The following is a 22,543-nucleotide window of genomic DNA, read 5'->3' as shown; positions in this document are numbered from 1 at the left end:
TCATGGCTCGACCGGCATCTCCGCCAGCAGGGTCGTGCCCTCCCCGGCCGGGCTGTTGAGCCACAGCGCGCCGCCGAGCGCCTCTACGCGGTCGGCCAGGCCGCGCAGCCCGGAGCCCGACTCCTGGGCGCCGCCGACGCCGTCGTCGCGCACCTCGACGACCGCCCGGCGCCTGCCGCGGCCGGAGGCCTCGTCACCGCTTCGCTCGTCGCGGAACACGTGCACGTGCGCCCCGGAGGCCTGCGCGTACTTCGCCACGTTGGTCAGCGCCTCCGCGACGACGTAGTACGCGGCCGCCTCCACCGGCGCCGGCAGGCGCTCGTCGAGCTCGACGTCGAGGTCGACGGGCACCGTCGCGCGCGTCGCGAGCGCCCGGATCGCCGGCTCGAGCCCGTACTCGGTCAGGACGGCGGGATGGATGCCGCGGGCCAGCTCGCGCAGCTCCTCGAGCGCCTGGGCGAGCTCCTCGCCGGCGCGCAGGAGCTCCGGGTCGCCGCCGTGGCGGCGCGCGGCGAGCCGCAGCGTGAGCGAGAGCGAGACGAGCCGCTGCTGCGCGCCGTCGTGGAGGTTGCGCTCCAGCCGCCGCCGCTCGGCGTCCCCGGCCTGGACGATGCGGGCGCGCGACGCGGCGAGCTGGGCCCGCGCCTCGGCGTTGGCGAGCGCCTGCGCGACGAGCTCGGCGAAGTCCGCGATGCGCTGCTCGGCGCCCTCGGGGAACGGCTCGGGATCGACGCTGGAGACGATCACCGCGCCCCACAGGCGGCCGCCGAAGACGACCGGCGCGGCGATCGCGCTGCGGAACCCGAGCTCGCGCAGCGTGTCGGCGAGCTCGCCCTCCTGCCCTTCATAGGTGTCGACGCGCGACGGGAGCCCGGTGCGCCACACGCGCGCCGACGCCGTGTCGCCGTCGACGCGCACGGTGGCGCCGACCGGCACGCTGCGCACGCCTTCGGCGTTCCAGGCGCCGATCACCGTCGCGAGCGCCTCGCCGTCGTAGCGGATCATGTTCGCGCTCTGGGCCTCCATCAGCCGGCCGACCTCCTCGATCACGAGGCCGAAGAGCGTGCGCGGCTCGGTCTCGGCCGCCACCGCGGTCGCGACGCGCCGCAGCGCCGCCTGCTCGTCGGCGAGCCGGCGCAGCGCGGCCTCGGCGGCGTGGCGCTCGGTGACGTCGCGCAGGTGCCCGACGAACACCGGCGGACCGGGGAGGTCGGGCTGGGTGACGATCACCTCCACCGGGAACTCGGAGCCGTCCGAGCGCATGCCGGTCAGCTCCGTGGGATGGCTCAGTACGTGGCGCTCGCCGAGCTCCAGCAAGCGGCGCACGCCGTGCCGGTGCGCTTCGCGCAGGCTCGGCGGCACGATCAGCTCGGCCAGCTCGCCGCCGGCCATCTCGGCGAACGTGTAGCCGAACATCGCCTCCGCCGCGCGGTTGGCCTCGACGACGTTGCCCTCGTGGTCCATCGTCACGATCGCGTCGAAGGCGGCCTCGAGGATCGCGCCCTTGCGCGCGTCGCTCGCGCGCACGGCGGCCTGCGCGCGGCAGCGTTCGACGAAGACGCCGATCTGAGAGCCGAGGGAGTCGAGCGTGGCGAGCGTCGCGGGGCCCGGGTCGGGCCCGCTGAAGCGCAGCGTGCGCGCGCCGGCCGGGAAGGCGACCGTGCCGCTCTCCGCGACCGCGCGCGGGATCGCGCCTTCGAGCACCTCGCCGCCGGTCCACCCGAGCGAGCCGCCGATGGCCTTCAGCAGCGCGGGGTAGACCTCCTCCTCGCCCTCCGTGGACGCGAGGACACGGACGACCGCGTGCTCGGTCTGGAGCAGGACCGCGGCATCGGGAACGGCGTGCGCGCGCACTGCGAGAAGGTTCTCACCCCGCGCGCGGCGGGGCGACCTCGCCGCACGGCATCTCGGCGCGCAGCGTGGTCCCCGCGCCGGCCGGGCTCGTGACCGTGAGGCGGCCGAAGAGCGCCTCGACGCGGTCGGCGAGCCCGCGCAGCCCCGATCCGGCCGAGTCGGCGCCGCCGCGGCCGTCGTCGGCGACCTCGACGACCGCACGGCCGTCCTCGGCGAACACGCGCACGCCCACCGCGCTCGCCTCGGCATGCTTGGCGACGTTGGCCAGCGCCTCGGAGATGACGTAGTAGGCGGCGGCCTCGACCGACGGCGGAAGCCGCTCCTGGAGCCCGTAGCCGAGCTCGACCGGCAGCGTCGAGCGGGCCGCCAGCGCGCGCAGCGCCGGCTCGAGCCCGTACTCGGTCAGCACCGCGGGGTGGATGCCGCGCGCCAGCTCGCGCAGCTCCTCGAGCGCCTGCGAGAGCTCCTCGCCCGCGCGCACGAGCTCCTCGTCGTCGCCGTGGCGGCGCGCCGCGAGCCGCAGGGTCAGCGAGAGCGAGACGAGGCGCTGCTGCGCGCCGTCGTGGAGGTTGCGCTCCAGCCGCCGTCGCGCGGCGTCGCCGGCCTGCACGATGCGAGCCCGCGAGGCGGCGAGCTGCGCGCGCGCCTCGGCGTTCGCGAGCGCCTGCGCGGCCAGCTCGGCGAAGTCGCCGACGCGCTGCTCGGCGCCCTCTGGGAACGGCTCGACGTCGACGCTGGTGAGCGCCACGGCGCCCCAGAGCCGGCCGCCGAGCACGATCGGCGCCGCGATCGCCGAGCGGTAGCCGAGCGAGCGCAGCGTCTCGGCCAGCTCGCCGGTGGTCCCCTCGTAGGTGTCGACCCGCGCCGGCCGGCCGGTGCGCCAGACCCGGAGCGTCGCGGACTCGCTGTCGAGCGGCAGCACCGTCCCCGTCGCGATCGAGTGATCGGGGTTGCGCGCCCAGCCGGCGACCATCAGCACGCGCTCGCCTTCGCCCTCGTAGCGGACCAGGTGCGCGGTCTGCGCCTCGAGCAGGCGCGCCGCCTCCTCGACCACGATCCCGAACAGCTCGGCCGGATCGGCCTCGGCCGCGACCGCCGTCGCGACGCGCCGCAGCGCCGACTGCTCGGCCGCCAGGCGGCGCAGCCGGCGCTCGACCGCGTGGCGCTCGCTGACGTCGCGCAGGTAGCCGTAGAACAGCGGCGGCCCCGGCAGCTCGGGACGCGTGACGACGAGCTCGACGGGGAACTCGCTGCCGTCGGCCCGCTTGGCGGTCAGCTCCGCGCCGCCGCCGACGACCAGCCCGCCGCGCGGGGGGACGACGAGATCGCCGATCTCGCGCCCGATCATGTCCGCGGCGGGGCGCCCGAACGTGCGCTCAGCGGCGCGGTTGACCTCGAGGATGCGCCGGCTCGAGTCCATCGTGAAGACGCAGTCGAACGCGACGTCGAGCATCGCCGCGCGCCGCGCCGCCGACTCGCGCAGCGCGCGCCGGGCGCGGCAGTGCGCGGCGAAGCGCCCGATCTGCGAGCCGATCGTCTCCAGCGCGGCGTAGGTGTCCTCGTCGGGCTCGGTCGCCGCGAACTCGAGCACCGCGAGCGTGCGGCCGTGCGCGCGCACGGGCACGACCACCGTCACGCCGTCGCCCGCGGCGACCTGCGGGCCGTCGCGCTCCGGCGTCCACCACAGCCCGGTGCTCCAGCCCAGCGCGCCGCCGATCGCGGCGATCAGCGCCGGGTACGCGTCCGCCTCGCTCTCGGCGTGCGCGAGCACGTGCTCGACCGCTTGGAGGGTGCGCAAGAGCGTGGCGGCTTGGGCCATCGGAGGCAGACCGTATCCGGCCCGGGCACGCCGGATCGGCGTGGCTCTCCGCGCCACTTAGTCGGACGTCCGACTATCATCCGCGGCAATGGCCACTTCGAACCGCAAGATCCGCGTCGTGGTGGCCAAGCCCGGCCTCGACGGCCACGACCGCGGCGCCAAGATCATCGCCCGCGCGCTGCGCGACGCGGGCATGGAGGTGATCTACACCGGCCTGCACCAGACGCCGGAGCAGATCGTCGAGACGGTGCTGCAGGAGGACGCCGACGCCGTCGGGCTCTCGATCCTCTCCGGCGCTCACATGACGCTCGTCCCGCGCGTGGTGGAGCTGCTGCGCGAGCAGGACGCGGGCGACGTGCTCGTCACCGTCGGCGGGACGATCCCGAACCAGGACATCCCGCAGTTGAAGGAGCTCGGCGTGGCCGCGGTGTTCACGCCGGGTGCCCCGACCCAGGACATCATCGATTTCATCAAGGGCGCGGTGACGCCGTAACTGTACCGTCTGGACGGTATACTTACTGGCATCATGACCGCGTTCCTCCTGGCCTTTGCCATCTCCTCCGAAGTCGCCGCGACTCTTGCCCTCAAGGCATCCGACGGCTTGTCCAGACCCTTGCCCGCGGCGATCGTCGTCGTGGGTTACGGGGTCTCCTTCTGGCTGCTCGCGCTGGTCCTCAAGCATCTCTCGGTCGGCACGACGTACGCCGTCTGGTCGGCCGTCGGGACCGCCGCCATCGCGGTCATCGGCGTCATCGCCTACGGCGAGACGGCCAACGCCCTCAAGATCGCCTCGCTCGGCCTCATCGTGCTGGGCGTGGTCGGGCTGAATGCCGCGGGAACGCACTAAGTCCAAGCTGCTCGACGCCGCCGGGGCCGTCGTGCGCCGCGATGGCCCGCAGGCGCTGACGCTCGACGCCGTCGCCGCCGAGGCCGGCGTCTCCAAGGGCGGCCTGCTGTACCACTACGGCACCAAGCAGGAGCTGATCGAGGCGCTCGTCGCCCGCTGGCTCGCCGACTTCCAGCACGACATCGACGCCGCCGACCCCCACTTCGTGCGCGGGTACGTACGCGCCTCGGACCCCGCGGGCGAGGTCGCCGACGAGCTCGGCCTGCTGGCGGCGCTCGTCGCCGATCCCGCCGTGCTGCGTACGGTGCGCGAGCGCTACGCGATCTGGCAGGATCGCGTCGAGCGCGAGGGGAGCGATCCCGTCGACGCGACCGTGGCCCGGCTGGCCGCGGACGGGCTCTGGCTCGCCGAGCTGCTGGGCATGGCGCCCCCGCGGGGAAGGCTGCGGGAGCAGGTGCTGACCCGATTGCTCGAGTTGGCCGGCCCTGGCGATTGACTCGTCAGTCAACACGCTACGATCTCGAACGTCCGTTCTTGCGAAGAGGTGACTCAGTGAAGATCTGCGTCCTGGTCAAAGAGGTGCCGGACGCCGCCGTCGAGAAGCGCATCAACGCCACGACGGGGCGCCTGGACCGGAGCGGGGAGAAGAACCTCAACCCGTTCGACACGCATGCCATCGAGGCGGCGATGCAGCTCAAGGAGGGCGGGGCGCTCGCCGTCGACGAGGTGGTCGCGGTCACGATGGGGCCCGAAAGTGCCGTCCGGGCATTGACCAAGGCCGTGTCCCTGGGCGCCGACCGCTCGGTGCACCTCACCGACGAGGCGCTGGCCGGCTCCGATGTCAACGGCACCGGCTACGCGCTGGCCAAGGTGCTCGAGAGCGAGTCGCCCGACCTGGTCCTGCTCGGCCAGCAGTCCGACGACGGCGAGTGCTACACGATCGGCGCCGTCGTCGCCGACCACCTCGGCATGCCGTCGCTCACGCAGGTGATCAAGATCGACGTCCAGGACGGCGGCCTGCGCTGCGAGCGCCAGGCCGAGTACGGCTACGACACCGTCCAGGTCGAGCTTCCCGCCGTCATCTCCGTCGGCGACGCGATCAACGAGCCGCGCTACCCGTCGCTGAAGGCGATCATGGGCGCCAAGAAGAAGCCGCTCGACGCCAAGTCGGCCGCTGCCGTCGGCATCGAGGCCGACCGCGTCGGCTACGACAACGCCCGCGCGCACTGCACGGACTTCGCCGCGCCGCCCGCCAAGTCCGCGGGCCAGATCATCGAGGACGAGGACACCAACGAGACGGTCGAGAAGATCGTCGCCTGGCTGGACGAAAGGAAGCTCCTGGCATGAGCGGCATCCTCGTGTACGCGCTCCACTACGAGGGCGCGTTCAACAAGAACTCGCTCGGCGCCGTGTCCGAGGGCGCCCGCCTGGCCGGCGAGCTCGGCACCGAGTGCCACGCGATCGTGGTCGGCGAGGGCATCGGCGACGACCTCGCGGCCCAGCTCGGCACCTACGGCGCCTCGAAGGTCTACCGCGTCGAAGGCCCCGAGGGCCTCGCGCAGCCGGTCGTCGACGCGATGGCCGCGGCGATCGAGGCCGGCGGCCACGACTACGCGCTCTTCGGCGGCGGCCTGCTCGGCTTCGAGATCGGCGCCGGCCTCGCCGCACGGATGGACGGCGGCGTCTGCATGGAGGTCACCAACGTCCGCGTCCAGGACGGCAAGCTCGTCGCCGAGCGCCCGATCCTGCAGGACTCGCAGATCTCGAGCGTGCACTACCGCTCCGGACTGGGCGTGATCATCGGCCGGCTCAATGCCTTCGAGGCGCAGGAGACCGGCGGGACCGCGACCGTCGAAGACCTGAGCGTCGAGTTCCGCCCGCACTCGCTGAAGGCCACGATGGTCCAGCGCGGCGAGCAGCGCGGCGCCGACGTGAACATCGAAGATGCCGACATCCTCGTCGCGGGCGGACGCGGCTTGGGCAAGGCCGAAGGCTTCGAGCAGCTCGAGCAGCTCGCGGGCGCGCTCGGCGGCGCCGTCGCGGCCACCCGCGCCGTCGTCGACGCCGGCTGGTACTCGTACTCCGCCCAGATCGGCCAGACGGGCAAGACCGTCGCGCCGAAGCTCTACCTCGCCGCCGGCATCTCCGGCGCGATCCAGCACAAGGTGGGCATGCAGGCGTCCGAGAACATCGTGGCGATCAACAAGGACTCCAACGCCCCGATCTTCGAGTTCTCCGACCTGGGCGTCGTGGGCGACCTGCACAAGATCGTCCCGAAGCTCACGGAGGCCGTGAAGGCGAAGAAGGGGGCGTAACCCATGTCAGCCGCTCCGAGCCAGTTCCCGCCGCCGGTCGATTCGGCCGCCGAGTTCGTCGGTCCGCCGGCGGACGCCGAGGACGAGCGCATCGAGGTCGGGGTCGCGATCGTCGGCGGCGGCCAAGCCGGGATGGCGTGCGCCATCCGCCTGATGCAGCTGCTCGAGGACGATCCCGAGCTGGCGGAGCGGCTCGGCGAGGTACCGGTCGCCGTGATCGAGAAGGGCCGCGTCGCCGGAGCGCACCAGCTCTCCGGCGGCGTGATGAACCCGTCGGCGATCCGCACGCTGCTGCCCGAGGACGACTCGTGGCCGCACTGGGGCGAGGTCAAGCGCGAGACCGTCTACTTCATGCTCAACCGCAAGCGCGCGGTGCCGCTGAAGCCGACGCCGCCGCCGTTCCGCAACCACGGCAACTACGTGGTCAGCGTCGCGGAGCTCAACCGCTGGCTCGCGGAGAAGGCCGAGGAGGCGGGCGCCTACATCCTCGCCGAGACCGTCGGGCAGAAGCTGCTCGTGCAGGACGACAGGGTCGTCGGCGTGCGCACGGGCGACAAGGGGCGCGACAAGAACGGCGGCGAGAAGTCCAACTTCGAGCCGGGCTCGGACGTGATCGCGCAGGCCACCGTGCTGGCCGAGGGCTGCTGGGGCCATCTCACGGGCGCGGCGATGAAGGCGCTCGAGCTCGCGCCGCAGGACCCGCAGGTGTGGGCGCTCGGGGTCAAGGAGGTCTGGGAGGTCCCGAAGCCGTTCGAGAAGATCGTCCACACGCTCGGCTGGCCGCTGCGCGGCGGGGCGAAGTGGAAGGAGTTCGGCGGCTCCTGGATCTACGGCATGAACCGCGAGGGCGAGGCGCCGAAGGTGTCGATCGGGTTCGTCACCGGCCTCGACTACACCGACGCGCGCTTCAGCGTCCACGACGTCCTGCAGGAGTTCAAGCTGCACCCGCTCGTCCGGAGGTTCCTCGCCGACGGCAAGCGCGTCGCGTGGGGCGCGAAGGCGATCCCCGAGGGCGGCTACTGGGCGCTGCCCAGGCTGCACGCGCCGGGCATGGTGATCGCCGGCGACGCGGGCGGCATGGTCAACGTGCCGCGGCTGAAGGGGATCCACTACGCGATCGAGTCCGGCCGGATGGCCGCGGACACGATCTACCGGCAGCTCAAGGCCGGCTCGTCGGACTTCTCGTCCTACGAGACCTCCGTCCTGAACTCCCCGATCGGGAAGGACCTCTACGAGTCGCGCAACATGAAGCAGCCGTTCGGCAAGGGCCTGGTCCTCGGCGGCGCGATCACCAACGCGATGGTGGTCACGAAGGGCCGCTTCCCGGGCGGGCACTGGGCGACGCATCGCGACTCCGAGGCGCCGCTGACGCTGAGCGATCGCCACAAGCGCTATCCGAAGCCCGACGGCAAGTACACGTTCGACAAGCTCTCGGGCGTCTTCCTCACCGGCAACGCGACGCGCGACGACGCGCCGTCGCACATCCGGATCGAGCGCAAGGTGCCGCGCGAGATCGCCGAAGGCTGGGCCTGGATGTGCCCGGCCGGCGTCTACGAGCTGCCCGAGGACGCCCCGGAGGACGGCTTCGTCGACCTGATCGTGAACCCGTCCAACTGCGTGCAGTGCGGGGCGATCACGGCCAAGGGCGGCCGCCTCACGCCCCCCGAGGGCGGCGACGGCCCGGTCTACCAGATCACGTAAGCTCCGCCCATGACACGGCTCATCCGCGGCGGGCGGGTCGTCACCGCCGCCGACGCGTTCGACGCCGACGTGCTGATCGACGGCGAGTCCGTCGTGGCCGTGGGCTCCGGCCTCGAGGCCGACGACGTCATCGACGCCTCCGGTTGCCTGGTCCTCCCGGGGCTGATCGACAACCACACGCACCTCTCGATGCCGTTCGGCGGTACCTGGAGCTGCGACGACTACGACACGGGCACGGCGGCGGCCGCGGCCGGCGGGACGACGTGCATCGTCGACTTCTGCATCCAGTACGTCGGCGGCACGCTCGCCGACGCGCTCGAGGAGTGGCACGGCCGCGCCGACGGCGCCGCGCACATCGACTACGGCTTCCATGTCGCGATCACCGACGCCCGGCCGGAGGTCGTGGCCGAGATGGAGCGGTGCGTCGCCGAGGGCGTGTCGAGCTTCAAGGTCTTCATGGCCTACAAGGGCGCGCTGATGGTCGACGACGAGCAGTTCCTCGCCGTGCTCGAGCAGACGGGCAGGACCGGCGGCCTCGTGATGGTGCACTGCGAGAACGGCGACGCCGTCGTGCGCTACCAGAAGGAGGCCATGGAGGCGGGCAACACGGACCCGCGATTCCACGCCTGGTCGCGGCCGCCGGAGGTCGAAGGCGAGGCGACGGGGCGCGCGATCCGGCTCGCCGAGTGGACCAAGCGACCGCTGTTCGTCGTGCACGTCACCTGCGAGGACGCGGTCGTCGAGATCCAGGCGGCGCGCGACCGTGGTCTGCCGATCTACGGCGAGACGTGCCTGCAGTACCTCTTCCTGACGGTCGACGAGCTGGCGCGGCCGGGGTTCGAGGGCGCGAAGTTCGTCTGCTCGCCCCCGCTGCGCGAGAAGCGCCACCAGGAGGTCCTCTACAAGGCGCTGCGCCAGGGCGCGCTGCAGGGCATCTCGACCGACCACTGCCCGTTCAACTACAGCGGCCAGAAGGAGCTCGGGCTGGGCGACTTCACGAAGATCCCGAACGGACTGCCCGCGATCGAGCACCGGCTCTCGCTGCTCTACGACGGCGCCGTGCGGACCGGGAAGCTCTCCGAGACCGAGCTGGTCGCGCTCACCTCGCACGGCCCGGCGCGCATCTTCGGCCTGGATCGCAAGGGCACGATCGCGCCCGGCTACGACGCCGACATCGTGATCTTCGATCCCGAGAGGACGCAGACGATCTCGGCCGCGACGCACCACATGAACGTCGACTACGACCCGTTCGAGGGCTGGGAGGTCCGCGGCGCGCCCCGAACCGTGCTGTGCCGCGGGACGACGGTCTTCGACGACGGGGAGGTGGTCTCCAAGCCGGGCTACGGGCGCTACGTCAAGCGCTCGCTGTTCGCGCCCCCCGGACGCCAGCCGGTGCCGGCGTGAGGTTCGGCGTCACGGTCCTTCCCGACCCGCCGTGGCAGCGGGTCGTCGAGCTGATCGGGCTCGCCGAGCAACACGGCTTCGACAGCGGCTGGACGTACGACTCGCCGATCCTGTGGCAGGAGCCGTACCCGCTGCTGACGCTGATGGTCCAGCAGACCTCGCGGATGCGGCTCGGCCTGTGCGTGACCAACCCGGTCACGCGCGAGCCGGCGGTGACCGCGAGCGCGTACGCGACGCTGCAGGACATCTCCGGCGGGCGGATGCTGATGGGCATCGGCCGCGGCGACTCGGCCGTGCGCGTGATGGGCCGCAAGCCGACGCCGATCAAGCTCTTCGAAGAGCGGGTGACGATGATCAAGGACTTCACCAACGGCCGCGAGGTGGAGTGGGAGGGCACGCCGATCAGGCTCAAGTGGGCCGCCGGCCTGCCCGAGGTGCCGCTGTACGTCGCCGCCTACGGGCCGCGCGCGCTGGGCGTGGCGGGCCGCGTCGCCGACGGCGTGATCATCCAGCTCGCCGACCCCGAGATCATCCAGTGGACGATGGCGACGGCGCGGCAGGCCGCCGAGGAGGCCGGGCGCGATCCGGCCGCGCTGAAGTGCCTGGTCTGCGCGCCCTCGAAGGTGTCCGGCGACATCGCGCAGGCGCGCGACGAGGTGCGCTGGTTCCCCGCGATGGTCGGCAACCACGTCGCCGACATCATCCGCGTGCACGGCGAAGGCGGGAACATCCCGCACGCGCTGACCGACTACATCCGCGACCGGGACTCCTACGACTACAGCGAGCACTCGCGGGTGGGCGCGCAGCACGGCTCGTTCGTGACCGACGAGATCTGCGACCGCTTCTGCGTGATCGGCTCAGTCGCGCAGGTGACGGAGAAGCTGCGCGAGCTGGAGTCGATCGGCGTAGACGAGTGGATCGTCTACCTGATGACGCACGACCAGGAGGAGACGCTCGAGGCCTACGGCCGCGACGTGATCCCGGCGCTCGCCAGCTCGTAGAGCCGCCCGAACGCCCGCAGCGCGACCAGGAGGTCCTCCTCCGGCGTGTCCTCGACGGGCGAGTGGCTGACCCCGCCGGTGGAGCTGGAGAAGACCATCACCGCGGGGAGCACGCGCGCGACCTCGGCGCAGTCGTGCAGCGCGCCGCTCGGCAGCCGCGGCGCCTCGTCGCCGGTGGTCTCCGCGACGGCCTGGGCAGCGAGCTCGACCAGGTGCTCGTCGAACGGCACTGGATCGATCTGCCAGATCCGCGTCCACTCGACCTCGACGCCTTCCTCGGCCGCGATCCGGTCGGCGGCGGCCTTGACGTCGGCGAGCATGTCGCGCAGCTGCTCGGGCGTGAACGCGCGCTGGTCGAGCGTGACCTCGCAGCGCTCGTTGATGATCGTCGGGATGCCGGGCTCCGCCTTCACGGTGCCGATCGTCGCGACCCCGCCGCGCGCGATCGCGCTGTCGCGCGCGGCGAGGCCGAACTTGGCGGCCGCGAGGAACGCGTCGTGGCGCAGGTCCATCGGCGTCGAGCCCGCGTGGCTGGCCCTGCCGGTGAACGCGATCGCGTGGCGCTCGACGCCGTAGCAGCCGATCACGGCGGCGGCGGGCTTGCCGGCCTCCTCGAGCCGCGGGCCCTGCTCGATGTGCAGCTCCAGGTAGGCGTCGATGCCGTCGAGCGTCGCCTCGCCCATGGCGTCCAGGTCCACGCCGTGGGCCTTCAACGCGTCGGGGAGCGTCGTGCCCTGCGCATCGGTGAGGGTGCGGACGGCGTCGGGGTCCAGCGTCCCGGCGGCGGCCGAGGAGCCCAGCAGGCTGCGGCCGAAGCGCGCGCCCTCCTCGTCGGCCCAGTCGACGAGCTTGAGCGTGACCTTGCCGTCATGTGCGCGCAGGCACTCGAGCGCGGCGGCGATGCCGAGCGCGCCGTCCAGCCAGCCGCCGTGCGGGACGGCGTCGATGTGCGAGCCGACGACGAGCACCTCGTCGCTCTCGCCGGGCTTGGTCGCCCACAGGTTCCCGGCGGCGTCGCGCTCGACGGTGGCGCCCGTCTGTTCGATCTTCGCGAGCAGCCATTCGCGCGCCCTGGCCCAGTCGTCGGACCACGCGAGGCGGCGAGCGCCGCCCTCCCCGCCGGTCAGCTCGGCGAGCTCGCGCAGGTCGGCCAGCGGGCGCTGGGGATCGAATTCCGGCACCGGGCGGAACGATAGGCGAAGTCGCGGCCCCGCGCTGCGCGCTCGTCTCGCTGCGGGTATTCGCCCAGAGGGCGAAACTCGCGGGCGGTCGAGGGGTTCTTTGCGCACTGATGTGGCGCTGGATCCTTGTCATCGTCGCCGTCGCGCTGGGAGCGGCGGCCCAACCCGCGCACGCCGCGACCACGCTCGGTCAGGCGGTCCTCGTGCGCTGCGACCAGGGCGTCGCGACGTTCGAGGGGCGCGTGACGCCGCTGCGGCGCGCCGTCAGGACGCAATTGCGCTTCACGCTGCAGGCGCGCACGCCTGACGACCCGGAGTGGACGCGCGTGCCGGCGCCCGGCTTCAGGACCTGGATCACCGCGCCGCGGGCCGGCCGCTACCTGTACGACAAGACCGTCGAGCAGCTGCTGGCGCCGGGGGAGTACCGCGCGCTGGTGGAGTTCCGCTGGCGCGACGCGCGCGGGCGCACGGTCCGCGGCGACCGCGCGTACACGAGGGTCTGCCGCCAGCCCGATCCGCGCCCAGACCTCGCGATCGCCTCGCTGAACGTCGGCGACCGCTACGTCGCGGTCGTCAGCAACGACGGCCGCGGCGCCGCCGGGCCCTTCAAGGTCGCGTTCACGCGCAACGGCGAGCCGCTTGGAAGCGTCGACGTGCAGGGCCTTGCGGCCGGCGGCCACACGACCGCGTCGCTGTCGGCCCCGGCGTGCACGGCGGGGGAGCTGATCGCCGCGCAGGCCGACTCGCTCGACACCGTCGACGAGGCCGACGAGGACGGAAACGTGCTGAGCGTAACGTGTTGAGCCGCTGCCTACACTGAGATGAACCATGAAGACTGAAATCCATCCCGCGTACGCGGACGTGACGGTCCGCTGCACGTGTGGCAACGAGTTCGTGACTCGCTCGACGAAGGGCGACCTGCACGTCGAGATCTGCTCGAACTGCCACCCGTTCTACACCGGCAAGCAGAAGCTGGTCGACACCGGCGGCCGCGTCGAGCGCTTCCAGCGTCGCGCCGCCAAGCGCGCCCGCGGCTGAAGTATTCCGTCGGCCCTGCCGACTACATAGCTCGTGAGCGAGAGCCCGCTGACCGCACAGCGCGACGCCCCGGTCGGCGGGCAGGCCGTCCTCGAGGGCGTGATGATGCGCGGCGTCTCCACCTGGGCGGTCGCGGTCCGCAAGCCGGCGCCGGAGCAGCTCGTCGACGGCAAGCTGCCGCGCTCTTCGCTTCCTGAGGGCGAGATCGCGGTCGAGTCCCTTCCGGTCGTGTCCTGGACGCGCCGGTCGCCTGTGCTGCGCCGGCCGGTCGTGCGCGGCGTGGTCGCGCTCGGGCAGTCGCTGAACATCGGCTTCAACGCGCTCTCGATCTCGGCCAACGCGCAGCTGGGGGAGGAGCAGAAGGAGCTCGGCGGCGCGGCGTGGGCGGCGACGATCGCGGCGGCCCTGGCACTGGCGGTCGGCCTGTTCTTCGTGGTGCCCGTCGCGCTGACCAGCCTGATCAAGGACCGGCTGGACTCCGCCTTCCTCTTCTGGCTCGTGGAGGGCGTGCTCCGGACTGGGATCTTCCTCGGCTACCTCGCCGTGCTCTCGCGCCAGCGCGAGCTGCGGCGCGTGTTCGAGTACCACGGCGCCGAGCACAAGGTGATCGCCTGCTACGAGGCGGGCCTTGCGCTCGAGCCCGAGACCGCCCGGCGCTTCTCCCGCCTGCACCCGCGCTGCGGCACGAGCTTCCTGCTCGTCGTCATGATCGTCGCGATCTTCGTCTTCGCCCCGCTCGGTCTGCCGGCCTGGTACCTGCTCGTCGCGACGCGCATCCTCGGCGTCCCGCTGATCGCCGGCATCTCGTTCGAGCTGATCAAGTGGGCCGGCCGCAACCGCGCGAAGGGCTGGGTGCAGGCGATCATGTGGCCTGGGATGCAGTTGCAGAAGCTGACGACGCGCGAGCCCGATCTCGCGCAGCTGACGGTCGCGATCGCGGCGTTGCAGGCGGTGCTCGACGTCGAGGACCCGCGCGAGGCGTCCGGCGAGGACCTGCTCGGCATGGAGGTCGTCGCCTAACTCCTAGACTCGATCGCCTTGTGATCGAGTCTTTGGTGGAGCAGATCGAGGCGCGCTTTGCCGACGCGCAGGCGCAGATGGCCGACCCCGAGGTGATCTCGGACCGGCAGCGCTTCGCCGACGCCGGGCGGCTGTTCAACCACCTCGCGCCGGCGGCCAAGCTGGCCGAGGAGTGGCGCCGGGCGGTGTCGGACGCCGAGGGCGCCGAGGAGCTGCTCGCCGAGGGCGAGGATCCCGAGATGCGCGCGGAGCTCAACGACGCGCTCGAGCGGATCGAGCGCCTCGAGGAGGAGATCCGCCTCGCGATGGTCGAGCGCGACCCCAACGACGAGAAGAACGTGATCGTCGAGATCCGCGGCGGCGCGGGAGGCGACGAGGCCGGCATCTGGGCCGGCGACCTCTACCGGATGTACAACCGCTACGCCGAGCGGCTGGGGTACAGGGCCGAGACGATGGCGGCCTCCGACGGCTCCTACACGTTCGAGATCAAGGGCGACGGCGCGTACTCGGTGTTCAAGTTCGAGGGCGGCACGCACCGCGTGCAGCGCGTGCCGGAGACCGAGTCGCAGGGGCGCATCCACACGTCGACCGCGACGGTCGCGGTGCTGCCCGAGGCCGAGGACGTGGAGGTCGAGATCGACCCGAACGACCTCCAGATCGACGTCTACCGCTCATCCGGGCCGGGAGGCCAGTCGGTCAACACGACCGACTCGGCCGTGCGGATCACGCACAGGCCGACGGGCGTCGTGGTCTCGATGCAGGACGAGAAGTCGCAGCTGCAGAACCGCGAGCGGGCGATGAAGGTGCTGCGCGCGCGGCTCTACGAGGCCAAGGTGCGCGAGCAGCAGGAGGCGCTGTCGGCGGACCGCAAGTCGCAGGTCGGCACCGGCGAGCGCGCGGAGAAGATCCGCACGTACAACTTCCCGCAGCGGCGCGTGACCGACCACATCGGCTCGCGTGGGCTGGCGTCGCGCGAGGCGAGCGTCACGTGGCACAACCTCGACGAGGTGCTCGCGGGCTCGCTCGACGAGATCACGGCGACGCTGCAGGACGCCGAGAAGCGCAAGCGCCTCGAGGATCAGGCGGAGGCCTGATGGCGCGCCGCCCGCTGGCGGCGACCAGCGTCCGCGACGCGCTCGACTCCGCCGCGATCCCGCTGACGGCGGCGGGCGTCGACACGCCGCGGCTCGACGCCGAGGTCCTGCTCGCTCACGCCCTGGGCGTCGACCGCGGCATGCTGATCGCCCACCCGGGGCGGGAGCTCGAGCCGTCGGAGGCGCGGTGGTTCCAGGACGCCGTGCGGCGGCGGCGCGAGCGCGAGCCGGTCGCCTACATCGTGGGCTCGAAGGGCTTCCGCTTCCTCGAGCTGGCGGTCGACCGCCGCGTGCTCGTGCCGCGGCCGGAGACCGAGCACGTCGTCGAGGCGGCGCTGGGCCTGCCGGCGGGCGCCCGTGTCGTCGACGTCGGGACCGGCTCGGGCGCGATCGCGCTCGCGTTGAAGCAGGAACGCCCGGACCTGGTCGTCTTCGGCACCGACGTCTCCTCCGGCGCCCTGGACGTCGCGCGCGGGAACGCGTCGCGGCTCGGCCTCGACGTGACGTTCGCGCTCGGCGACCTGCTGGCGGGCGTCGAGGACGTGGACGCCGTCGTCTCCAACCCGCCGTACATCGCGGACGGCGAGCCGGTCATGCCGGAGGTGTCCCGCTACGAGCCGCATGAGGCGCTCTTCGCGGGTCCCGACGGCCTCGCCGTGATCCGGCGGCTGACGGCCGCGACGACGGCGCCGTTGCTCGCGCTCGAGCACGGCGAGGGCCAGGGCGACGCCGTCGAGGCGATCCTGCGCGACGCGGGGTTCGCCGACGTGGAGCGCGTCCGCGACCTGGCGGGGATCGAGCGCGTGGCGCTGGGGCGGCGCGCGCCGGCCGGGCGGAGACCGTGAGCGACGCGGCGGCGTTCTCGCGCGCGCTCGCCGCCGGCGGGGTCGTCGTGTTTCCCGCCGACACCGTGTACGGGCTCGCGTGCGACCCCGAGGACGCCGCGGCGGTCGCGCGTCTGTACGCGCTCAAGGGGCGCCCGCCGGACAAGCCGGCGGCGGTCATGTTCTTCGACCGCGAGGCCGCGTTCGCCGCGCTGCCGGAGCTCGGACCGCGGACCCGCGCGCTGCTGGAGCGGCTGCTTCCCGGCGGCGTGACCGCGCTGCTGCCGAACTCGCGCGGGCGGTTCCCGCTGGCGTGTGGGCCGGACCCCGCGACGCTCGGCCTGCGCGTGCCCGACGTCCCCGCCCTGCGCGCGGTCGCGCGGCCCGTGCTGCAGTCCTCGGCGAACGTGGCCGGCGGCCCGGACGCGCGGCGGCTCGACGAGGTCCCGGCCACGATCCGCGAGGCCGCCGACCTCGTGCTCGACGGCGGCGAGCTCGGCGGCACGCCGTCGACCGTGATCGACCTCCGCGGCTACGAGCAAGGTGCGTGGCGCATCGTCCGGCACGGCGCGGTCCCGGAGGCGGAGATCGCGGCGTGCGCGTCCTAGCGGCGCTCGCGCTCCTCTTCGCGGCCGGCTGCGGCGCCGAGGCCCCGAAGCCGGCGGCGCCGGAGCTCACGCCCGCCCAGCGCGAGGTCGCCGACGTCGCCGAGCGCTTCGTGCACGCGCTCGGCCGCGACGACTGGGCGGCGGCCTGCGCGACGCGCTCCTACGACGACCACCTCGCGCTCGCCCGCGAGGCCGGGACGTGCGAGCGCGCGCTCGAGCTCGCGTTCAAGGGCAAGGACCTCGCGCTGCTCTCCGGCACCGTCGCCGGCCGCGTGCGGATCGACGGCGATCGCGCCGGCGTGGACATGGTCCAGCGCGGCGCCGAGCGGACCCGCCTCCAGCTCTTCGCCGTCCGCGAGGCCGGCCGGTGGCTGCTCGAGGACCCGCGCTAGGGCTGCACGCTCCAGACGGTTGAGGTGGTTTGGGTGGCTAGGATTCGGCCGCGTGTGGCGGTGGGCGCTCGTGCTGCTGGTGTCGCTCGCCGTGCCGGCGGCGGCGGATGCGGCCGCCCCGGTGAAGGTCGGCGACGGTCCGCTGCTGGGGCTCGCCGCGCGCGGCGGCGCCGCTTTCGTCGTGTTCGAGCGCGACAGCGCCTCCACGCCGCTCGCGCTCGTGCGCTCCAGTGGCAGCTCCGCCGGCCGCCCCGCCGCGTTCGGGGGTCCCGGCGCCGAGAACGTGGACATGGCGGCGGGCGCCGAGGGCGTCCGCATCGCGTGGTCGCGGACGATCAGCTCGGCGTTCGAGTACTTCGTCGCCCCCGCGCAGCGCCTCGCCGATCCCGAGAGCGCCGGCTTCGGCACCGGACCGCCGCAGCTCGACGCGGCGGGCGAGCTCGCGTACCCGGACCGCGTCGGCAACGCCACGCTCGCCGGCCGCCCGCTCACGGACGACGCGCCGGAGCACCGGCACCTCCCGCTCGACGCCGCCGGAGGCCTCGTGCTCGACCTCGACCAGCAGCGCACCCACACCGAGCTGCGGCTCCTCGGCGGTCCGAGCCGCCCCATCCTCAGCGTCTCGCGCCTCGCCGACGTCGAGGCGTCGCTCGCGATCTCCGGGCACACCGCCTACGTCGCCTACGCGATCGGCGGCAGCACGCTGCTAGCCACCCAGCGCGGCGACGGCTGGACCACCCGCCGCATCGCGAGCGGCACGAGCGGCCGCCCGGCGGTCGCCCGGGCCGGGAGCACCACCTACGTCGCCTACGCGCGCAACGGCGCCGTCCGCCTCGGCGGCGCCCGCATCGCCGCGGGCGGCGGACCCCTGCTCGCCACCGACGGCACGCGCGTCTTCGCCGGCTACACCCACGCCGGCCGTGCCTACCTGTTCCGCGCGCGCTGATTCGCTACGGTCAATTACCCCCGCCAGGAGACGACGCCGATGACCGCACTGCAGCCCGACTACTTCGAGCGACCGCTGGCTGAAGTCGACCCCGAGGTCGCGGAGGCGATCGGCAAGGAGCTCGAGCGCCAGCAGCGCACGCTCGAGATGATCGCGAGCGAGAACTTCGTCCCCCAGGCCGTCCTGGAGTGCCAGGGCAGCGTGCTGACCAACAAGTACGCGGAGGGCTATCCCGGCAAGCGCTACTACGGCGGCTGCGAGTGGATCGACGTGATCGAGCAGCTTGCGATCGATCGCGCGAAGGCCCTCTTCGGCGCCGAGCACGCGAACGTCCAGCCGCACGCCGGCGCGCAGGCCAACACGGCCGTCTACCACGCGCTGCTGAACCCCGGAGATCGCATCATGGGGCTCGCGCTGGCCCATGGCGGCCACCTCAGCCACGGGATGAAGATCAACGTCTCCGGCAAGCTCTACGAGATCGTCCCGTACGAGGTCTCGCCGGAGGACCACCGGATCGACATGGACGAGGTCGAGCGGCTCGCCAAGGAGCATCGTCCGAAGCTGCTGCTCGCCGGCTGGAGCGCCTACCCGCGCTTCCTCGACTTCGAGCGCTTCCGCGCGATCGCCGACGAGGTCGGCGCCCTGCTGATGGTCGACATGGCGCACTTCGCCGGGCTCGTCGCGGCGGGCGTGCACCCCAGTCCGGTGCCGTACGCCGACGTGGTCACGAGCACCGTGCACAAGACGCTCGGCGGCCCCCGCTCCGGCGTGATCCTGTGCCGCGAGGAGTACGCGAAGAAGATCAACAGCGCGGTCTTCCCGGGCCAGCAGGGCGGCCCGCTCGAGCACGCGATCGCGGCCAAGGCGGTCGCGTTCAAGATTGCCGCCTCCGACCTCTTCAAGGAGCGTCAGGAGCGGACCGTCGCGGGGGCGAAGGCGTTCGGCGAGGAGCTGCTCTCGGCGGACAAGGTCAACGTGCTGACCGGCGGCACCGACGTCCATCTCGTGCTCGCCGACCTGCGCGAGTCCGAGCTCGACGGCCAGCAGGCCGAGGACCGGCTGCACGAGATCGGGATCACGGTCAACCGCAACGCCGTCCCGTTCGACCCGCGTCCGCCGATGGTGACGAGCGGCCTGCGCATCGGGACGCCCGCTCTGGCAACGCGCGGCCTGCAGGTGGACGACTTCCGCGAGCTCGGCCGGATCGTCGCCAAGGCGCTCGAGCCGGGCTTCGAGGACGCGCGCGCTGAGCTCGCCGAGCGCGTCGGCGCGATCGTCGACCGCTACCCGCTCTATACGCACCTGGGCTCGCCCGCCACGGTGTGACGCGGGCGCGCGGGGCCGGGTGTACGCTCGGCCCCGATGGCACGGGTCACGCTCCTCGCGCGCGCCGGGGACATCCTGTCCTCGGGCCTGAGCCGCGACGCGCGGCTGGAGCGGCTGACGAAGCTGCTGGTCCCGTCGCTGGCGTCGTGGTGCGCGATCGACCTCGTGGATGAGCGCGGCGCGGTGGTCCGCCAGATCGCCGAGCCCGGCGGCTTCCCGTTCGCGCCTGACGCGCCGCACGGCTCGGCGATCGTCGTCCGCACCGGCGAGCCCGAGCTGCTCCCGCGCGTCACCGACGACATGCTGTTCGCCGCCGCCCGCGGCGACCAGGAGCGGCTCGCCGAGCTCCGGCAGCTCGGCCTGACGTCCGCGCTGACCGTCCCGCTGACCGCGCGTGAGGGCGTCCTCGGGGCGATCACGCTGCTCTCGACGATTCGCGCGTACGGGCGCGAAGAGCTCGAGCTGGCGTGCGAGCTCGCCCGCCGCACCGCGTCCGCGCTCGAGATGGAGCGCTCGGCGGAGCGCTACCGCATGCTGTTCGAGGCGAGCCCGCTGCCGATGTGGGTCTACGACGCCGAGACGCTCGCCTTCCTTGCCGTCAACGACGCCGCGGTCCGCCACTACGGCTACTCCCGCGAGGAGTTCCTCGGGATGACGCTCCGCGAGATCCGGCCGCCTGAGGACGTCCCGCAGCTGCTGGTCAACGTGCGGGGCGACGGCGGTCCCGGCTCCCCGAATCCGGGCACATGGCGGCACCTGACCAAGGACGGCCGCGTGATCGACGTCGAGATCACCGCCGGGCGGATCGAGTTCGATGGCCGGCGCGCGGCGCTCGTGCTCGCCAACGACGTGAGCGAGCGCATGCGGCTCGAGCGGCGCCTGAGCGAGGCCGAGAAGATGGAGGCGGTCGGCCGCCTCGCGGGCGGCGTGGCGCACGACTTCAACAACCTCCTGACCGTGATCGGCGGCTACGCCGAGATCCTGCTCCAGCAGCAGAGCGGCCGCGACGAGCTGGAGGAGATCGCGCGCGCCGCCGAGCAGGCGTCGCAGCTCACGCGCCAGCTGCTCGCCTTCAGCCGCCGCCAGGTGCTGCACCCGCGCGTGCTCGACCTGAACGAGATCGTCGCCGGGATGGAGGGGATGCTCCAGCGCATCATCGGCGACGACATCTGCGTCGCGGTCAAGCTCGCCGACGAGCTCTCGCCGGTCGAGGCCGACCGGGCGCAGATCGAGCGCGTGATCCTCAACCTCGCCGCCAACGCGCGCGACGCGATGCCCGCCGGCGGCGCGCTCACGATCGAGACGGCGGACGTGATGCTGGACGCCGGCCATGGCGACGTCCCCGCCGGCCCCCACGTCCTGCTCGCCGTCAGCGACACCGGCATCGGCATGGACGAGGACGTCCGCCGCCACCTCTTCGAGCCCTTCTACACGACCAAGCCGTCCGGCCAGGGCACCGGCCTCGGGCTCGCGACGGTGTTCGGCGTCGTCAAGCAGAGCGGCGGCGGGATCTACGTCTACAGCGAGCCCGGGCGCGGGACGACGTTCAAGATCTACCTGCCGGCGCGGGCGGGCGCGCAGCCCGAGCCGGAGGTCGACGGCGCCGGCGGCGCGGCGGCCCGCGGCAGCGAGACGATCATGGTCGTCGAGGACGACGCCGGGGTGCGCGAGCTCGTGCGGCTGATGCTCGAGGCCAACGGCTACGAGGTCCTCACCGTCGAGGACGCCGCCGAGGCGACGCGCGTGTGCGCCGAGCGACCGGATCGGGTCGACCTGCTGCTCACCGACGTCGTCATGCCCGGCGTGAACGGGCGCGCGCTGGCCGAGCGCCTGGGCCGGCTCGCGCCTGGGATGCGCGTGCTGTTCATGTCCGGCTACTCCGACGAGGCCGTCCACCGCCACGGCCAGATCACCGCGACGGCGGCGTTCCTGGAGAAGCCGTTCACGGAGCGCGCGCTGGCGCGCAAGGTGCGCGAGGTGCTCGACGCCCCGGCGGGGATGGTCGAGGGCCTGCGCCGGTCCTCGAGCGGCGCCTAACGGCGGCCGAGCGTGAGTTTGTGCGGCTGGGCGGCGACGAGCGGCTCGAGCGCGAGGGCGACGTCGGCGGCTGCCGGCCGGCTCCCGGGGTCCGGGTCCAGCCCCGCGCGCAGGATCTCCGCCAGCGCGGGCGGCGTGCGGCGCGGCAACGGGGTGGGCGCGCGGGCGCCGGCGGCCGCGGTGTAGACGGTCGCGCAGAGGCCGTAGACGTCGGCCGGCGCGCCGAGGCGCCCGTCGGGCTCGGCCTGCTCGGGCGCCATGTAGGCGTCGGTGCCGATCGGCACGCGCACGCGCCCGGCCTGCTCGTGCGTGCGCGCGACGCTGAAGTCGATCAGCCGCGGCGGCGCGCCCATGACGACGTTGGACGGCTTGACGTCGAGGTGCACGACCCGCTCGGCGGCGAGGTAGTGCAGCGCCGACGCGAGGTGCATGCCGAGCGGCAGCAGCTGCTCGAGCGCGAGCGGCCCATGGTGCTCCAGCAGCTCGGCGAGCGTCGGGCCGTCGAGGTGCTCGAGGACGAGGTGGGGGAAGCGCCCCGCGGTGACCGCGCCGAAGCTGCGCATGACGACCGGGTGCGCGAGCCGCGCGAGCAGCTCCGCCTCGGCCGCGAGCTCGCGCAGCGCCGCCCCGTCGCTCGCCTGGTCAGGACGCAGGACCTTCGCGACGAGCACGGCGAGCCGGTGATCGTCCCAGACGAGGAACGTCTCGAAGCGCCGGCCGCCGCCGATGCGGCGCAGGATGGTGCGCCCCGGCGCGATCGGGTCGCCCTCGGCGAAGCCCCACGTCGGACGGTCGCGGGCCGCCCACGGCGGCGCGAAGGCGACCGTCGAGTCGTCGGGGCTCACGAAGCCTCGTCGCCGAGCAGCAGCGCGGCGTGCGTCTTGGAGCCGAGCACCGCGACCGGGTGCTGCGCGATCCAGCCGAGCGGCGCGGCGAGCGCGAGCGTCACGGCGGCGAGCGCCGCGGCGACGGCGACTCCGGGGGAGCGCCTGGTCGGCTCGCGACCGTCGTCGGCGAGGGCCAGGAAGGCGTGGGCAAGAGGCTGGGAGGACGTCATGGGGACCGGCACGGGTACGGCCGGCGTCGCGAGGGGGAATGCCCGCTGGAGCCGCACCGCAATCAGGTTTCACGCGACG

General features: G+C 73.2%; 23 protein-coding genes. 18 read left to right on the top strand and 5 right to left on the bottom strand.

Annotated features, from left to right (window positions below; all coding sequences use genetic code 11):
- A complete protein-coding gene (locus tag H958_RS44550) occupies window positions 1–1,854 on the bottom strand; it encodes a PAS domain S-box protein (RefSeq protein ID WP_051325123.1) in 1,854 nt (617 codons plus the stop codon).
- A 13-nt stretch (window positions 1,855–1,867) separates the two neighbouring features.
- Window positions 1,868–3,673: a GAF domain-containing protein gene (locus H958_RS42080; RefSeq protein ID WP_051325122.1), complete on the bottom strand. Its 1,806-nt coding sequence runs from the start codon at window positions 3,671–3,673 to the stop codon at window positions 1,868–1,870.
- Window positions 3,674–3,761: 88 nt separating this feature from the next.
- On the opposite strand from H958_RS42080, the gene H958_RS0132560 reads away from it, so the two are divergent.
- From H958_RS0132560 to H958_RS0132525, 8 genes are read left to right on the top strand one after another with little or no spacing between them, the layout of a single operon-like run.
- Complete coding sequence (locus tag H958_RS0132560) at window positions 3,762–4,166, top strand: cobalamin B12-binding domain-containing protein (protein ID WP_028061714.1); 405 nt, start codon at window positions 3,762–3,764, stop codon at window positions 4,164–4,166.
- 33 nt (window positions 4,167–4,199) lie between these two features.
- The gene (locus tag H958_RS0132555; RefSeq protein WP_028061713.1) at window positions 4,200–4,520 is read left to right on the top strand and encodes a DMT family transporter; all 321 of its coding nucleotides are present in this window, start codon (window positions 4,200–4,202) and stop codon (window positions 4,518–4,520) included.
- Window positions 4,501–5,016: a TetR/AcrR family transcriptional regulator gene (locus H958_RS0132550; protein WP_028061712.1), complete on the top strand. Its 516-nt coding sequence runs from the start codon at window positions 4,501–4,503 to the stop codon at window positions 5,014–5,016. Before H958_RS0132555 ends, H958_RS0132550 begins: the two co-directional genes overlap by 20 nt.
- Window positions 5,017–5,072: 56 nt before the next feature.
- Window positions 5,073–5,867: an electron transfer flavoprotein subunit beta/FixA family protein gene (locus H958_RS0132545; protein WP_051325121.1), complete on the top strand. Its 795-nt coding sequence runs from the start codon at window positions 5,073–5,075 to the stop codon at window positions 5,865–5,867.
- Window positions 5,864–6,835, top strand: coding sequence for an electron transfer flavoprotein subunit alpha/FixB family protein (locus H958_RS0132540; protein WP_028061710.1), 972 nt, complete (start codon window positions 5,864–5,866; stop codon window positions 6,833–6,835). Before H958_RS0132545 ends, H958_RS0132540 begins: the two co-directional genes overlap by 4 nt.
- Window positions 6,836–6,838: 3 nt before the next feature.
- Window positions 6,839–8,536, top strand: coding sequence for an electron transfer flavoprotein-ubiquinone oxidoreductase (locus tag H958_RS0132535; protein WP_028061709.1), 1,698 nt, complete (start codon window positions 6,839–6,841; stop codon window positions 8,534–8,536).
- Window positions 8,537–8,545: 9 nt separating this feature from the next.
- A complete protein-coding gene (hydA, locus tag H958_RS0132530; RefSeq protein ID WP_028061708.1) occupies window positions 8,546–9,940 on the top strand; it encodes a dihydropyrimidinase in 1,395 nt (464 codons plus the stop codon).
- Window positions 9,937–10,941: a TIGR03842 family LLM class F420-dependent oxidoreductase gene (locus tag H958_RS0132525; RefSeq protein ID WP_028061707.1), complete on the top strand. Its 1,005-nt coding sequence runs from the start codon at window positions 9,937–9,939 to the stop codon at window positions 10,939–10,941. Before hydA ends, H958_RS0132525 begins: the two co-directional genes overlap by 4 nt.
- On the opposite strand, the gene H958_RS42075 is transcribed toward H958_RS0132525, so the two are convergent.
- Window positions 10,902–12,122 (bottom strand): Zn-dependent hydrolase, encoded by a 1,221-nt coding sequence (locus tag H958_RS42075; protein ID WP_037412244.1) that lies wholly within the window; start codon window positions 12,120–12,122, stop codon window positions 10,902–10,904. The genes H958_RS0132525 and H958_RS42075 overlap by 40 nt on opposite strands.
- A gap of 110 nt (window positions 12,123–12,232) precedes the next feature.
- Here H958_RS42075 and H958_RS0132515 point away from each other — a divergent pair, with 110 nt between their 5' ends.
- The 10 genes from H958_RS0132515 to H958_RS0132470 are packed head-to-tail and all read left to right on the top strand — an operon-like array spanning window position 12,233 to window position 21,407.
- The gene (locus tag H958_RS0132515) at window positions 12,233–12,925 is read left to right on the top strand and encodes a CARDB domain-containing protein (RefSeq protein ID WP_028061706.1); all 693 of its coding nucleotides are present in this window, start codon (window positions 12,233–12,235) and stop codon (window positions 12,923–12,925) included.
- A gap of 25 nt (window positions 12,926–12,950) precedes the next feature.
- The gene (rpmE, locus tag H958_RS0132510) at window positions 12,951–13,160 is read left to right on the top strand and encodes a 50S ribosomal protein L31 (RefSeq protein WP_028061705.1); all 210 of its coding nucleotides are present in this window, start codon (window positions 12,951–12,953) and stop codon (window positions 13,158–13,160) included.
- A gap of 33 nt (window positions 13,161–13,193) precedes the next feature.
- Complete coding sequence (locus tag H958_RS0132505) at window positions 13,194–14,180, top strand: DUF1385 domain-containing protein (RefSeq protein ID WP_051325120.1); 987 nt, start codon at window positions 13,194–13,196, stop codon at window positions 14,178–14,180.
- Window positions 14,181–14,200: 20 nt separating this feature from the next.
- Window positions 14,201–15,274, top strand: a complete 1,074-nt coding sequence (gene prfA / locus H958_RS0132500) for a peptide chain release factor 1 (protein ID WP_028061703.1) — start codon at window positions 14,201–14,203, stop codon at window positions 15,272–15,274.
- Window positions 15,274–16,119, top strand: coding sequence for a peptide chain release factor N(5)-glutamine methyltransferase (prmC, locus tag H958_RS0132495; RefSeq protein ID WP_081686510.1), 846 nt, complete (start codon window positions 15,274–15,276; stop codon window positions 16,117–16,119). Before prfA ends, prmC begins: the two co-directional genes overlap by 1 nt.
- Entirely contained in the window at window positions 16,116–16,706 is a 591-nt protein-coding gene (locus H958_RS0132490) for an L-threonylcarbamoyladenylate synthase (protein WP_028061701.1), read from the top strand. Before prmC ends, H958_RS0132490 begins: the two co-directional genes overlap by 4 nt.
- Complete coding sequence (locus tag H958_RS0132485) at window positions 16,694–17,098, top strand: hypothetical protein (RefSeq protein WP_028061700.1); 405 nt, start codon at window positions 16,694–16,696, stop codon at window positions 17,096–17,098. Before H958_RS0132490 ends, H958_RS0132485 begins: the two co-directional genes overlap by 13 nt.
- A 52-nt stretch (window positions 17,099–17,150) precedes the next feature.
- A complete protein-coding gene (locus tag H958_RS0132480) occupies window positions 17,151–18,044 on the top strand; it encodes a hypothetical protein (RefSeq protein ID WP_028061699.1) in 894 nt (297 codons plus the stop codon).
- A 39-nt stretch (window positions 18,045–18,083) separates the two neighbouring features.
- On the top strand, window positions 18,084–19,370 hold the full coding sequence (gene glyA, locus H958_RS0132475) for a serine hydroxymethyltransferase (protein WP_028061698.1): 1,287 nt from the start codon (window positions 18,084–18,086) through the stop codon (window positions 19,368–19,370).
- 36 nt (window positions 19,371–19,406) lie between these two features.
- Entirely contained in the window at window positions 19,407–21,407 is a 2,001-nt protein-coding gene (locus tag H958_RS0132470; RefSeq protein WP_051325119.1) for a hybrid sensor histidine kinase/response regulator, read from the top strand.
- Here H958_RS0132470 and H958_RS42070 read toward each other — a convergent pair.
- Both H958_RS42070 and H958_RS0132460 read right to left on the bottom strand, forming a co-directional pair.
- On the bottom strand, window positions 21,404–22,252 hold the full coding sequence (locus tag H958_RS42070) for a protein kinase domain-containing protein (protein ID WP_051325118.1): 849 nt from the start codon (window positions 22,250–22,252) through the stop codon (window positions 21,404–21,406). The genes H958_RS0132470 and H958_RS42070 overlap by 4 nt on opposite strands.
- The gene (locus H958_RS0132460) at window positions 22,249–22,464 is read right to left on the bottom strand and encodes a hypothetical protein (RefSeq protein ID WP_028061696.1); all 216 of its coding nucleotides are present in this window, start codon (window positions 22,462–22,464) and stop codon (window positions 22,249–22,251) included. The genes H958_RS42070 and H958_RS0132460 overlap by 4 nt, the downstream gene beginning before the upstream one ends.
- Between the last annotated feature and the right edge of the window lie 79 nt (window positions 22,465–22,543).

It is taken from the genome of Candidatus Solirubrobacter pratensis (assembly GCF_000425945.1).
GTDB lineage: Bacteria > Actinomycetota > Thermoleophilia > Solirubrobacterales > Solirubrobacteraceae > Solirubrobacter > Solirubrobacter pratensis.
The sequence above is the reverse complement of the archived record's forward strand: the minus strand, read 5'-3'. Positions and strand labels throughout refer to the sequence as shown.